We start from the raw sequence: 13056 nt of genomic DNA on the forward strand, positions 1-13056 counted from the left end.
ATTAGGTCCAACTTTGTGGGGTCACCTTATAAATTTATTTCTCCTTTTTTTATTATTAATATAATTTTTTATAAAATAAAAGAAACCTTAAAAATATAAGGTTTCTTATTTTGTTTCTCTATGAAGAGTTACTTTTTTTAATCTTGGACAATATTTTTTTAACTCTATACGGTCTGGATTATTTCTTTTATTTTTCTTAGTTATATAATTTCTATCTCCACACTCTGTACATGCTAACGTTACATTTACACGCATAAATATACCTCCTATTTAGAATATACAAATTTTACATACAACATATTGATTATATCATTATATTTATTTAAAATCCAGTATTTTTTTCTAATTCTTTTTTTCTTTTTTTCAAATCTTTTATTTTTTCTAATCTATCTTTTTTTCTTTGTTTTTTTTCTTCTCTTGATAAACTTTTTATAGGTTTTCTTGATAAATGTTCTTTTCCATCATTAGTAACTAGAACTTTTTCTTCTTCTTTTATCTCTACTTCATCTTTTCTTTCTACTTTTATTCTAAGTAAATTAGTAACAACAGAATCTTCAATTTCATCTATCATATTTTCAAACATAATATGTCCTTCATTTCTATATTCTCGTAAAGGATCTATTTGCCCATATGATCTTAAAAATATTCCTTTTCTCAATTGATCCATTTGATCAATATGGTCAGTCCAATGTTCATCTATAGAGTTTAATAATATATATTTTTCAAAACTATCCATAGTTTCATCAGTAAGCAATTCTCGTTTTTTTGAAATTTCTTCTTCTACCCTGTTTATTACCTTATCTTCTATTTCCGATAATGTAGTATATTCAGAATTTTCATTTAATATTATGGGATTACTACTAAAATATTTATCATTTATTTGTTTTATTATCTCATCAAGTTCAATTTGCTCTCCATAATAATCTACATTAGATATATAATTTATATTTTTATGAATAGAATTTTTTATCATATAAGATATTGTATCTGAAACTTTTTCCGATTCTAAAACCTGATTTCTTTCATTATACATTATTTCACGTTGTTTTCTAAGAACATCGTCATACTGTAAAACTTGTTTCCTTGCATCAAAATTATTACCTTCTACTCTTTTTTGTGCACTTTCTACAGATCTTGAAATCATTCTACTTTCTAATGGAGCATCATCGTTCATACTCATTAATTTTTTTAATCTATCTGCCCCAAATCTTACCATAAGTTCATCTTCTAAAGAAAGATAAAATCTTGAAAATCCAGGATCTCCTTGTCTTCCAGAACGTCCTCTAAGCTGATTGTCAATTCTTCTTGATTCATGTCGTTCTGTACCTATAACTGCAAGCCCTCCTAGTTCAACAACTCCTTCTCCTAATTTTATATCTGTCCCACGTCCAGCCATGTTAGTTGCAATTGTTATAGATCCTTTTTGACCGGCTGTTTTTATTATTTCTGCTTCACTTTCATTTTGCTTAGCATTTAATACTTTATGAGGAACGCTAGCTTTATATAGTAACTTAGAAAGCAATTCACTGGTTTCAATTGCTACTGTACCTAAAAGGACGGGTTGCCCTTGCAAATATCTTTCTTTTACATCTCTTACTATTGCTTTATATTTTGAATCCATATTAGAATATACTAAATCTGGTGCATCTATTCTTATTACAGGTTTATTTGTAGGAATACATGTAACTATCATATTATAAATATTTCTAAATTCTTCTTCTTCTGTTTTTGCTGTACCAGTCATCCCCGATAATTTTTTATACATTCTAAAATAATTTTGGAAAGTTATAGTAGCCATTGTTTTACTTTCTTTTTGAATAACTACATTTTCTTTTGCTTCTATAGCTTGATGTAGTCCTTCAGAAAATCTTCTTCCTGGCATTGTTCTACCTGTAAATTGATCAACAATCAATATTTCACCATCTTGAACCACATAATCTACATCTAAACTCATTGTATAATTAGCTTTTAATGCTTGATTAATATGATGAGTTAATTCTACATTTTTTATATCATATAAATTTTGTAATCCAAAATATTCTTCAGCTTTATCTATTCCATTTTCTGAAAGCTGAATTGCTTTAGTTTTTATATCTAATGTATAATCCCCATCACTACCATCCTCTTCATTAGATTTTTTTAATGTTCTAACAAATGAATTAGCAACTTTATATAAAGATGTAGATTCTTGTCCCTCTCCTGATATAATTAGTGGTGTTCTAGCTTCATCTATCAAAATCGAATCGACCTCATCTATAACTGCAAAATTTAAAGGCCTTTGAACCCTAGATTCTACTGTTCTCACCATATTATCTCTTAAATAGTCAAATCCTAATTCATTGTTTGTAGAATAAGTAATATCACAATTATATGCTTCTCTTTTTTCTTGAGATGACAATGAATTTAGATTTAATCCAACAGTAAGTCCCATATATTCGTAAAAAACACCCATCTCCTCTTTATCACGTTGTGATAAATATTCGTTTACTGTTATAACATGAACTCCTTCTCCAGCAAGTGCATTTAAATAAACTGGCATCGTTGATGTTAATGTTTTACCTTCACCAGTTTTCATCTCAGATATATCACCTTGGTGTAAAACTATTCCTCCCATAATTTGAACTTTGAATGGTTTTAATCCCAAAGAACGATATGCTCCTTCTCTTGCTGCAGCAAAAGCTTCTATTAATATATCATCTAATATATCAGAACTTTTTCTACCTTTTTCTTTTTCTTCTTTTATATAATTTTTGAATTCTTCTGTTTTATTTTTTAACTCTATTTCTGATAAAGATTTATAATAACTATCTCTTTCTATTACTTTATCTGCAATTTTAGAAAGATGTTTCAATTCTCTTTTATTATTATCAAATATTTTACTTAAAAATGACATTATTTTTTTCCTCTCATTATATACTGCCTACAACTTCAAATAATTATAACATTTATAAAATATTTTGGCAATTTTTAAAAAATAAAGTATATGATTAAAATATAAAATAAAAACTTTAACTTCCTAATTTTTATTATTTTCATCATGCAATGTATCTATTTTATTACTTATATCAGCAATAACCTTTTCTTGATTATTTAAATTATATGTATAGATAAGCAATATATAGTCACCATTATTATCATCAAAAACTATAGCAGAGTCATTAGCAACTCCTGAGATTTGGCCATATTTACTTGCTATAATCTTATTATGAATACCATTTTTAATCCATTCATTATATTTAGAATCTTTTAAATATTCTATAATTTTTTCATACTTATCCTTATGTTCATATAAATATTTAAAAGCACTTTCCATTTGACTAGGTGTCAATTTATTTTCTTTTAACATATTTTCTTTAATTTCTATTGAAAAATTATTTCTAAAAAAGCTCTTTAACAATTGTGTAGTATTATTTTTATTTCCCAATATCATATTTGTTGCAGTATTATCAGAATAAGTTAGCATATTTTTTATAACATAATCTAATTTATATGATTTTTTTTTCTTATTGTTTGTTATTTCCCCATTTCCTTCTTCTAAATAACTAGGATAATAAGGGATTTCTTCATCCTCTGATATTTGTCCTTTATAAACTCTGTCATATACATACATAGCATATATGACTTTTGTTGTACTGGCCATTGAAAAATATTCATCACTACTATTCGAATATCTATAATTATTTTTTAAATCATAGTAAACTATTCCTATTTTATTATTATCTGTTTCATATTCTTTTAATATATTATCTATTTTTTCTGACATATCTACTTCTGAATTTGACTTTTTCTCATATTCTTGATTATCTTCTTGAATAGCACTATTTTCTTTAGTATATCCTATTTTCTTAAAATAAGAATGTGTATTTAACCCTTCCTCAAGTATGTATCTAGAAATAAAAATAAAAAAAATTATTATTAAACTTATTAGAATTTCTATAAAAATTCTTATTTTTTTTTTATATATTATTTTTTTCATTATCTTTACTCCTAAATTACTATAATTTTAAATCTTCTCTATTATAACACATTTATCAAAAAAAGATTTATTCTTGTTTATAATATTTAAAATACATCCTGATTATTTTTATCGTCGATATATAATTTTAAAATAAAATATTAATTTATCATGCAACTAATAATAATTTAAAGACATTTACAATAATTAATTTTTTTATTATAATTAATGTACAAATAAAATGATTAATGAGGTTGAGATGACACACGCTAAAGCTATTTTTTTTGGTGAGCATTCTGTTGTATATGGAAAAAAAGGAATAACTATTCCACTATTAGAAATGACAGTAAATGTAAAATTACTAAAAAATAAAAATAATAAACAAAAAAGAGATGAAACTCTTAAATTTATTGCAAATAAATGCAATATTGATGATAATACAGAAATTTTAATTGAAAGTAAAATACCAGTAGGTAAGGGACTGGGGTCTTCCGCTGCATTATGTGTAGCAATTTGTCGTGCTGCTAATGTTGAAAATATTAAAGAAATAGCTGATTCATGTGAAAAATTTATACATGGAAATCCAAGTGGTATAGATGTTAATCAGGTTCTAAATGATTATCCTCTTGTTTTTTCTAAAGATGCTGGAGCTAAAAAATTAGATTTTAAACTAGATGCTTTTCTTCTTATAATAGATACTGGAGTTATAGGAATAACCAAAGATACTGTTGCTAACGTAAGAAAAAATTATAAAAAAAACAAAAAATATATTGATATTTTAGGTGATATTACAGAAAAAGTTATTCCCTGCTTAGAAAAAAAACAATTAGAAAAAATTGGACAGTATATGAATTTAGCACACGATATTCTAAAAAAAATTAATGTTAGCCATGAAAAAAATGATGAAGTGGTAGAAATTTGTAACAAAAACAATGCACTAGGTAGTAAGCTTACTGGTGGGGGAAATGGAGGATGTTGTATTTCACTTTGTAAAAGCTATGAAAGTGCTAAATATATTCAGAAAAAATTAAAAGAGAAAGGATTCTTATCATGGATAGTTTCAGTATAGGATATGCAAATATTGCTTTAGTTAAATATTGGGGGAAAAAACAAAAAAATCCCGTTTTACCATTCAACCCCAACTTATCATTAAGGTTAGATAAATTAAAAACCAAAACTAAAATAATAAAAAGTTCTTCTAATGATGACGAATTTTATATTAACGATGAAAAACAATCTAAAGAAGAATTATCTAAAATAATAAATTTTATAAATAAATTTATTCCTAAAAATAGAGAAAAAATCAAAATAATTAGTTATAATTCTTTACCAACAGCAGCTGGTCTTTCATCTAGTTCAAGCGGTACAATGGCATTAGTAATAGCATGTAATGAATACTTTAATCTCAATAAATCTAAAGAAGAATTAATATCTATTGCCAAAGAAGGCTCTGGCTCTTCATGTAGAAGTTTTTATAAAATGGCATCTTGGCTAGAAGATGGCACTGTAAAGGAAATAAAATCTGATATTAATCTAGCGATGATGGTTTTAGTAGTTAATGAAAATAGAAAAGAAATTTCTAGTAGAAAAGCAATGGAAATTTGTGTAAATACTTCCTCTAATTATAATGACTGGGTATGTAAAGCAAAAAATGATTTTTCTAATATGCTAGATGCAATTAAAAAATCAGACTTTAAAAAAATAGGCGAAATCGCTGAGGATAATGCTCTATATATGCATTCGACAACAAAAAAAGCTAATCCACCTTTTTCTTTTTTAACAAATGAAACATATAAGGCTATAGACATAGTAAAAAAATTAAGAAAAAAAGGAATTGAATGTTATTTTACTATAGATGCTGGTCCAAATGTTAAAATTTTATATCAAAGAGAAAACCAAGACTTAATATATAAGGAAGTTAAAAAACTATGGACAAAAAAAATCATTTTATGTATGGAATAGGATACGGAAAACTTTATATCTGCGGAGAATATGCTATATTAGAAAATTCTTCTAAAGCCATTATTACCTCTGTTCCTAAAAAAATTATAGCATTTATTTCAAAATCAACTAAAACTACAATTTATGACAATATGCACAATAAAGAAATTTTAATGGAAGATTACCATGAAAACTTTACAATTATTCAAAAATTAATTAATTTTATAAGAAATTATGTAGATAAATATGAAGACTTTTCATTAACAATTCATAACGAATTAATAAGTGACAATAAAAAGTATGGTTTAGGATCTAGTGGAGCTGTCTTAGTCGCAATTACGAAAGCTATGCTTAGATTTTATAATGTTTCATATGATAACCTGAAAATTTTTAAAATAATAGTTACATTCAGTATTATAAACAATCTAAAAGGATCTATGGGTGATGTTGCAGCAAGTTGTAATCAAGGGGTGATTTTTTATCAAAAATTTAATCAAGAGAAACTATATCACTATATTAAAAATAATTCCCCAAAAGAAATTATTGATAAACTTCCTTGGCCAGATCTTAAAATAGAAAAAATAGATGTTAAAGCTCCATTAGAAATGATTGCTAAATGGACGGGAGAAGCCATAGATACAAAAATTCATGTTAAAAGATGGAGCCAAAACAAAAAAGATATGTTCTTAGAAACTAACAATATAAGAAAAAAAATAAAAAGAATGTTAGAAAAAGCAAAATATAAAAGATTTATTGATAGGTCAAATCAGCTAACTTTAAGATTAAAAGCATTTTTAAAACAAAGCAATCCTAATCTTATAATTCCCATAATAAAAGATATAAGAAAAAATTTATTATATCTAGAAAGAATATCTAATATACCAATGGAAACAATAGATATGAAAAAATTTATTATGATGTATCCATGTGGAAAACAAAGCGGTTCTGGATGTGGAGATATGGTATTAGCATTTAAAACAGATACAGTGAAAAAATTTACTGTTACTTTAGATTTGAAAAAATTGTGAGGAAATTATGAGAAAAAAAGATCATATTAATATAGCACTTAGTGAAAAAACTATAAAAACAAGCTTAGATTCCTATAGAATAGATTATAATAGTATTCCATTAATAGGAATAAATGATGTATCTACAAAAACTAATATTTGTGGCGATGAATGGGAGTGGCCTTTTTTCATAAATGCAATCACAGGGGGTGGAAAAGAATGTAATAAAATAAACGATATTCTATTAGAAGTTAGCAATATCACAAATATTAAATTTTTTTCTGGATCATTTTCCCCTGCATTGTACAATGAAAAAGATAAAATCGCATATCCTAAAAACAATACATTAAATATAGGATTAGATAAATCAGTACAGGAAATTTTATCATCTTTAAAATATACTAATGCAAAATATCTTCAGCTTCATACTAATCCACTACAAGAAATGATAATGCCAGAAGGAGATAAAAATTTTGAAAATTGGTATAAAACTTTAAAAAATGTAAGAGAAAAAACAAAAGTTCCTATAATCTTAAAAGAAACTGGATTTGGAATGAATGAAAATACTATTAAAATGGCTATTGATTTAAAATTAGATGCTATTGATATTAGCGGACGTGATGGGACAAATTTTGCTAGAATCGAAAATATTAGAAGTTCTACTCCTTCTCCGTATCTTGAGGAAATTGGTTACACTACAGCTTTTTCGCTCGAAATAGCTAAAAAATATCGTAATAATATTGATATAATAGCAAGTGGAGGTATCCGAAATCCTCTTGATATAATAAAAACCTTAGCATTAGGAGCTAAAGCTTGTGGTATATCTCGAGTATTTTTAGATATATTAATAAATAAAGGGAAAAATGCTCTTATAAATGAAATACAAAAATGGCAAAAAGAAATAGTATATTTAATGATAATAACTAATTCTAAAAATATTAATGATTTATATGGAAAAATAAGAAAAATATAATAATTATAAAAAAAAGAACAATATTTTTGCTAATATCGTTCTTTTTTTATGATACTATTTTTCTTTTAAAGCATTAGAAAAGTCTTCTATAAATTTATTAATATTTTCAAAATCTTCATCACAATCTGCTTCTATTTCTATTTTTAAATTACTTGTTGGATTAACTCCTCCAGCTTTTTTTATTTGTTTATCAAATTGATCGACACATACGCAAAATTCATCATATGTTGTGTCTCCTGTGCCTACAACGCCATAAATTTTTCCATTTAAATTAAGTGAAGGAATAGTATTATATAAATCTTCCATTTCTTCTGGTAAATCTCCATCACCATAAGTATACGTTGCTATTATAAAGGCGTCAGAATCTTCTAGCAATGAATAATCACTCATATCTTCAACAAAATTGAGTTTTACATCTATATTTTTATCATCTTTAAATTTTTCCACTATTAGTTCGCTAAGTGCTTCAGTATTCCCTGTAAGACTAGCATATATTAAGTTAATATTCAATTTGAACCTCCAGAATTTTATTTTTATAAATATTTCTTAATAAATATTTTTGGCGATATTTTCAAAATAAACCTTTTAAAAAATGAATCTTTTTTAAAATACTCTTCTCTTTCTGCTATAGATAGTAAAATACTTTTTTCTAATTTTATATCATTAACATATTTAAGAGTTTCTAGATATAGATATCCACACAAATATTTTAAATAATCGTTATTATCAATATTACTAAGATATTTTTCAATTTTTTCTATCATTTTTAGTTTACGCGATATATATTCATTATTCTTTATGATATTGTCATTTAGCCTTTTACCTTCTTTTTTTATAAAACTTATATTGTCTATATATGATATATTTTTTACTATATTAAAAAGTTTTATTTTAAAATAAAGATTTTCTCCTTCTAATATATCTGTACTAAATTGTAATAAATATAAATTTAAAAATTGTTTTTTTATAGCATAAAAAGCAAGACAGGACTCTATTTTTTCTTTTTTTCTCAAAATCTCATCATTTAAAAATTCAATACCAGTTCTATTATAATCAAAAATTGTATCTTTTAATGCAATAATATCATAATATTTTGTTTTTATCTTTTTCTCAAAATTTAATAAATAATCTTGATTTAAAGACTTAACTTCTTCTTCTATAAATATGATGTATTCTCCTTTTGAATAACTTATAGCTATATTTTTTGCACTAGATCTTGAACCTAACTGTTTTTTTATATAATTTATATTTTCATAATTAAAAAACAACTCATATATATTTTCTATTTCATTAGTCATCAAATCATCTATTATAAGTATTTCAAAATTTTGTTCTTTTTGTAATAGTAAATTTTCTATTATATTTTTTAAATTTTCCTTTTTTCTATAAGAACTTAAAATTATCGAAAATCTATAGTCTCTTTTTGCTGTTTTTAATTTTTTTATAAGTATTTCATCGTTTATTAAAATAGTATCAACAAAAATATCTTTTGTAAAATTTAAATTTTTCATTACTATTTCCTCTACTAGTAATATTCTATTTTGATTATACCATATAATATGAAAATTTAGTAAAAATTTATTTTTTATAAAAAAAGATTAGCAATGCTAATCTTATAATATAGTATAACACATACCTATAACTCCAGGTCCTAAGTGGGTTGCTATTACTGGACCTATTTCTCCTACTTCTATATTTATATTTTTATAATTACTTTCTAAATACTCTTTTATTTCTTCTGCCTTTTCTATATTATTAATATGTAAAACGCTAATATATATATTCTTACCTATATTTTTAGTATAATATTCATCAAAAAGTTCATACATTTTCTTTATAGTTTTCTTCAATGTTCTTATTTTTTGATAAGGAACTATTTTTGTATTTTCAAAATGTAAAATAGGTTTTACTTGAAGAAGACTTCCTATTATTGCTTCTGCATGAGTTAATCTTCCTCCTCTTTGTAAATGTGAAAGATCATCTACAACAAAATATGCCCTTGAAATTTTTTTCATTTCATCTAATTCATTTATTATTTTTTCAGGGCAAACTCCTTCTTCTATTAATCTCAGTGCTTTTCTAACATAATATGTTTCTGCCTGACATGAAACTTCAGAATCAAAAGTATGCAATTCTATTCCCTCAACCATTAAAGATGCTGTTTTATAAGATGAATATGTACCACTTATACCACTAGATAACGCTATTGCTATAACGTCTGTATATCCTTCTTTTTTTAAATTTTGTAATACTTTTACTATTTCTCCTATAGCAGGTTGAGATGTTGTAGGAAATTTTTTTCTTTCTTTTGACAAATATTTTAGATATTCATCCATATTTATGTCTAATATTTCTTTTTTTACTTGTTTATCAATATTTACAGTTAAATAAACAATTCTTAAATTTTTATTATTTTTTAAGGCATTGTCCATATATGCTGTTGAATCTACAAGTACTGCTGTTTTTTTCATATACTTACCTAATCTTTCTAATAATTGGTTATTTTTTCTACATGATATAATTCTAACTCTACCTTAGTAGATCTTCCCATAAGTTCTATAAGAACATCCACTTTGTAATTTGGTAAATCTATGTTTGATACAATTCCTTCCATATCTGAAAAAGGTCCAGAAATAATTTTAACTCTATCTCCTTTTTCCATATCAATTTCAGATATACTTGCTAATCCCATTTCTTTTAAAATAAAATTTATTTCTTCAGGTAATAAAGGTTCAGGTTTACTCCCTCCCCCATGAGATCCTACAAATCCTGTTACTCCAGGAGTATTTCTTACTATAAACCATGACTCATCTGTCATTACTAATTCTACTAAAACATATCCTGGAAAAGTTTTTTTATTTATTTCTCTCTTTTTACCTGTTGGAGTAGTTATTACTCTTTTTTCTTCTGGTACTACTATTCTAAAAATTTTGTCTTGCATATTTAACGTTTCAACACGTTTTTCTAAATTGTCTTTTACTTTATTTTCATATCCTGAATATGTATGTATAACATACCATTCTTTATTAATTGTATTTTCTTCCATTTTAACTCCTTACTTCATTTGTCTTAAAACTGTTGATATCCCCAAATCAACAAAATAAATAAAAGCCATAATTATTGCAACAGAAAAAATTACAATAGCTGTTTTTCTTAAAAGTTCTGGCATAGTAGGCCAACTTACTTTTTTTATTTCAGTTACTACTGCTTTTAAAAATTTAATCATTATCTACCTCTCGTAATTTAAAAATTTACTCAATATAGACACTATTATACTATATTAAATTATTAAAGTCTATTAATTATAAATATTATATTATCTTAATAATTAAATTTAATAGTATTTCATTAAAAATATTTTTCCTTTTACAAATATTATAATAAACTTTTTAATTATTAATTTTTAAAAAAATCTAATAAGTAACTATGTACTTATTAGATTAAATAACACTATTTATTTTAAACATTTTTTGATTCTATTAACAACAGTTTCTTTGCCTAATAATTCTAAACTTACACTTAATTCTGGACCATGAGTTTCTCCAGTTACAGCTACTCTTATAGGCATAAATAAATTTTTTCCCTTTACTTTTGTTTCCTTTTGTACTTCTTTTATAATTTTTTTTATTTCTAAAGCATTAAATTCTTTTAATTTTTTTATTTTTTCTAATAGAGAATTGAAAACAATACTGTTAGTTTCAATTTCTAATATTTCTTTTTCTTGATCAGTAAACTCTAATTCTTTTTTAAAAAATTGTGTTGTTAATTCTACTATTTCTGCTCCATAACTCATCTGTGGTTGATATAATGATATCAATTTTTCATACCATTCTTTATTTTGTTCAATTTTTTCTTCTGTAGTTATCCCTTTCTTAACCAAAAATGGTAATGAAAGATCCTTTATTCTTTTCAAAGGTTGTTTTTTTATATATTGATTATTAATCCATGTTAATTTTTGATTATCAAAAAATGCTGGTGAAGTGCTTAAACGTCTTTCATCGAATATTTTACAAAACTCTTCTTTAGAGAAAATTTCTTCTTCTCCCTCTGGAGACCATCCCAAAAGAGCTATAAAATTAAAAATTGCTTCTGGTAAATATCCCAAATCATCATACTGTTCTATAAATTGAATAATACTTTCATCTCTCTTAGATAATTTCTTTTTATTTTCATTTACTATCAAAGTCATATGTCCAAATTTTGGTGGCTCAATTCCTAATGCTTCATAAACTACTAATTGTTTTGGCGTGTTAGATACATGGTCATCTCCTCTTAAGACATGAGTTATTCCCATTAAATAATCATCAATAACTACGCAAAAATTATATGTAGCTACTCCATTATTTTTTAAAATAACAAAATCTCCAAAATCTTTCCCTAAAAAAGATAATTCACCTTTTACCATGTCATCCCATTCATATTTTCCATCTTTTGGAACTCTAATACGAATTGAAGGTTTTCTTCCCTCTCTTTCAAAAGCTTCTTCTTGTTCCTTTGTTAAATGAGCATGTTTTCCACTATATCTAGGAGGTAATCCTTGTTTTTTTTGTTCTTCTCTCTCTTCTTCTAACTCTTCTGCAGTCATATAACATTTATATGCTTTACCTTCTTTTAATAGTTTTTCAGCATATTTTTTATATATATCTAATCTCTCTGACTGTCTGTATGGGCCACAATCTTTTTCTTTAAAAATACCTTCATCATAATCCAAGCCCAACCATTTCAAATATTTAAGCTGACTTCTTTCGCCTTCTTCTTTATTACGTTTAAAGTCCGTATCTTCTATTCTTAATACAAAATCCCCATTATAGTGTTTTGCAAATAAATAATTGAAAAGAGCCGTTCTTGCATTTCCTATATGCAAATTACCTGTTGGCGAAGGAGCATATCTTACTCTTACTTTTTTCATTTTAACACCTCATATTATAAAATGTAATTTTTTAAACTAATTATACACTAGCAATTTGTAAAAATCAATAAATGATAAATTTATATACTTATCTCTACTTATATATTACTAATATGTATTTTATATTGTATTTTTTAAAATAAAATTTATTTTTCTAAATATTATTAAATATATTTAACATAGGTTGCCAAGCTAATTATAAAAACAGCAAAAATTTTTACAATAATTTATATTTTACTAAACATTTAAAAAGTTATAAATACTTTTTGTC

General features: G+C 24.8%; 13 protein-coding genes. 4 read left to right on the forward strand and 9 right to left on the reverse strand.

What is annotated here, in order from left to right:
- Positions 1-105: 105 nt before the first annotated feature.
- The 3 genes from rpmG to HMPREF1871_RS00870 all read right to left on the reverse strand — a co-directional run bounded on the left by rpmG (position 106) and on the right by HMPREF1871_RS00870 (position 3976).
- Complete coding sequence (rpmG, locus tag HMPREF1871_RS00860) at positions 106-255, reverse strand: 50S ribosomal protein L33 (protein ID WP_003145675.1); 150 nt, start codon at positions 253-255, stop codon at positions 106-108.
- Between the two features lie 67 nt (positions 256-322).
- Positions 323-2896, reverse strand: a complete 2574-nt coding sequence (gene secA, locus HMPREF1871_RS00865) for a preprotein translocase subunit SecA (RefSeq protein ID WP_232297335.1) — start codon at positions 2894-2896, stop codon at positions 323-325.
- A gap of 120 nt (positions 2897-3016) precedes the next feature.
- Positions 3017-3976 (reverse strand): serine hydrolase, encoded by a 960-nt coding sequence (locus tag HMPREF1871_RS00870; protein ID WP_066128717.1) that lies wholly within the window; start codon positions 3974-3976, stop codon positions 3017-3019.
- 238 nt (positions 3977-4214) lie between these two features.
- Between HMPREF1871_RS00870 and mvk the strand changes: the two genes are divergently transcribed.
- Genes mvk through HMPREF1871_RS00890 form a run of 4 tightly spaced genes read left to right on the forward strand, consistent with a single transcriptional unit; the run spans position 4215 to position 7876 of the window.
- The gene (gene mvk, locus HMPREF1871_RS00875; protein WP_066128718.1) at positions 4215-5024 is read left to right on the forward strand and encodes a mevalonate kinase; all 810 of its coding nucleotides are present in this window, start codon (positions 4215-4217) and stop codon (positions 5022-5024) included.
- Positions 5006-5917, forward strand: a complete 912-nt coding sequence (mvaD, locus tag HMPREF1871_RS00880; RefSeq protein WP_066128721.1) for a diphosphomevalonate decarboxylase — start codon at positions 5006-5008, stop codon at positions 5915-5917. Before mvk ends, mvaD begins: the two co-directional genes overlap by 19 nt.
- Positions 5884-6924: a mevalonate kinase family protein gene (locus tag HMPREF1871_RS00885; protein ID WP_066128724.1), complete on the forward strand. Its 1041-nt coding sequence runs from the start codon at positions 5884-5886 to the stop codon at positions 6922-6924. The genes mvaD and HMPREF1871_RS00885 overlap by 34 nt, the downstream gene beginning before the upstream one ends.
- Positions 6925-6931: 7 nt before the next feature.
- Complete coding sequence (locus HMPREF1871_RS00890) at positions 6932-7876, forward strand: alpha-hydroxy-acid oxidizing protein (RefSeq protein WP_066128727.1); 945 nt, start codon at positions 6932-6934, stop codon at positions 7874-7876.
- Positions 7877-7930: 54 nt separating this feature from the next.
- Here the strand turns inward: HMPREF1871_RS00890 and HMPREF1871_RS00895 are convergent, their stop codons facing one another.
- The 6 genes from HMPREF1871_RS00895 to gltX all read right to left on the reverse strand — a co-directional run bounded on the left by HMPREF1871_RS00895 (position 7931) and on the right by gltX (position 12785).
- Positions 7931-8386, reverse strand: a complete 456-nt coding sequence (locus HMPREF1871_RS00895; protein WP_066128729.1) for a flavodoxin domain-containing protein — start codon at positions 8384-8386, stop codon at positions 7931-7933.
- A 23-nt stretch (positions 8387-8409) separates the two neighbouring features.
- Positions 8410-9387, reverse strand: coding sequence for a glycosyltransferase family A protein (locus tag HMPREF1871_RS00900; protein WP_066128732.1), 978 nt, complete (start codon positions 9385-9387; stop codon positions 8410-8412).
- Between the two features lie 102 nt (positions 9388-9489).
- Positions 9490-10347 carry a DegV family protein gene (locus HMPREF1871_RS00905; protein WP_066128737.1) on the reverse strand — a complete coding sequence of 286 codons (858 nt, stop codon included), beginning with the start codon at positions 10345-10347 and terminating at the stop codon, positions 9490-9492.
- Between the two features lie 17 nt (positions 10348-10364).
- Positions 10365-10922 (reverse strand): transcription termination/antitermination protein NusG, encoded by a 558-nt coding sequence (gene nusG, locus HMPREF1871_RS00910; RefSeq protein WP_066128741.1) that lies wholly within the window; start codon positions 10920-10922, stop codon positions 10365-10367.
- Positions 10923-10931: 9 nt separating this feature from the next.
- On the reverse strand, positions 10932-11102 hold the full coding sequence (gene secE / locus HMPREF1871_RS00915) for a preprotein translocase subunit SecE (RefSeq protein WP_066128744.1): 171 nt from the start codon (positions 11100-11102) through the stop codon (positions 10932-10934).
- 228 nt (positions 11103-11330) lie between these two features.
- A complete protein-coding gene (gene gltX, locus HMPREF1871_RS00920) occupies positions 11331-12785 on the reverse strand; it encodes a glutamate--tRNA ligase (protein WP_066128746.1) in 1455 nt (484 codons plus the stop codon).
- Between the last annotated feature and the right edge of the window lie 271 nt (positions 12786-13056).

The sequence above is a fragment of the Gemelliphila asaccharolytica genome, assembly GCF_001553005.1.
Classification (GTDB): Bacteria; Bacillota; Bacilli; order Staphylococcales; family Gemellaceae; genus Gemelliphila; species Gemelliphila asaccharolytica.

Coding starts and splice junctions, on each gene's coding strand:
- rpmG (WP_003145675.1), bottom strand. CDS start 255: ATGCGTGTAAATGTAACGTTAGCATGTACAGAGTGTGGAGATAGAAAT.
- HMPREF1871_RS00870 (WP_066128717.1), bottom strand. CDS start 3,976: ATGAAAAAAATAATATATAAAAAAAAAATAAGAATTTTTATAGAAATT.
- mvk (WP_066128718.1), top strand. CDS start 4,215: ATGACACACGCTAAAGCTATTTTTTTTGGTGAGCATTCTGTTGTATAT.
- mvaD (WP_066128721.1), top strand. CDS start 5,006: ATGGATAGTTTCAGTATAGGATATGCAAATATTGCTTTAGTTAAATAT.
- HMPREF1871_RS00885 (WP_066128724.1), top strand. CDS start 5,884: ATGGACAAAAAAAATCATTTTATGTATGGAATAGGATACGGAAAACTT.
- HMPREF1871_RS00890 (WP_066128727.1), top strand. CDS start 6,932: ATGAGAAAAAAAGATCATATTAATATAGCACTTAGTGAAAAAACTATA.
- HMPREF1871_RS00900 (WP_066128732.1), bottom strand. CDS start 9,387: ATGAAAAATTTAAATTTTACAAAAGATATTTTTGTTGATACTATTTTA.
- HMPREF1871_RS00905 (WP_066128737.1), bottom strand. CDS start 10,347: ATGAAAAAAACAGCAGTACTTGTAGATTCAACAGCATATATGGACAAT.
- nusG (WP_066128741.1), bottom strand. CDS start 10,922: ATGGAAGAAAATACAATTAATAAAGAATGGTATGTTATACATACATAT.
- secE (WP_066128744.1), bottom strand. CDS start 11,102: ATGATTAAATTTTTAAAAGCAGTAGTAACTGAAATAAAAAAAGTAAGT.
- gltX (WP_066128746.1), bottom strand. CDS start 12,785: ATGAAAAAAGTAAGAGTAAGATATGCTCCTTCGCCAACAGGTAATTTG.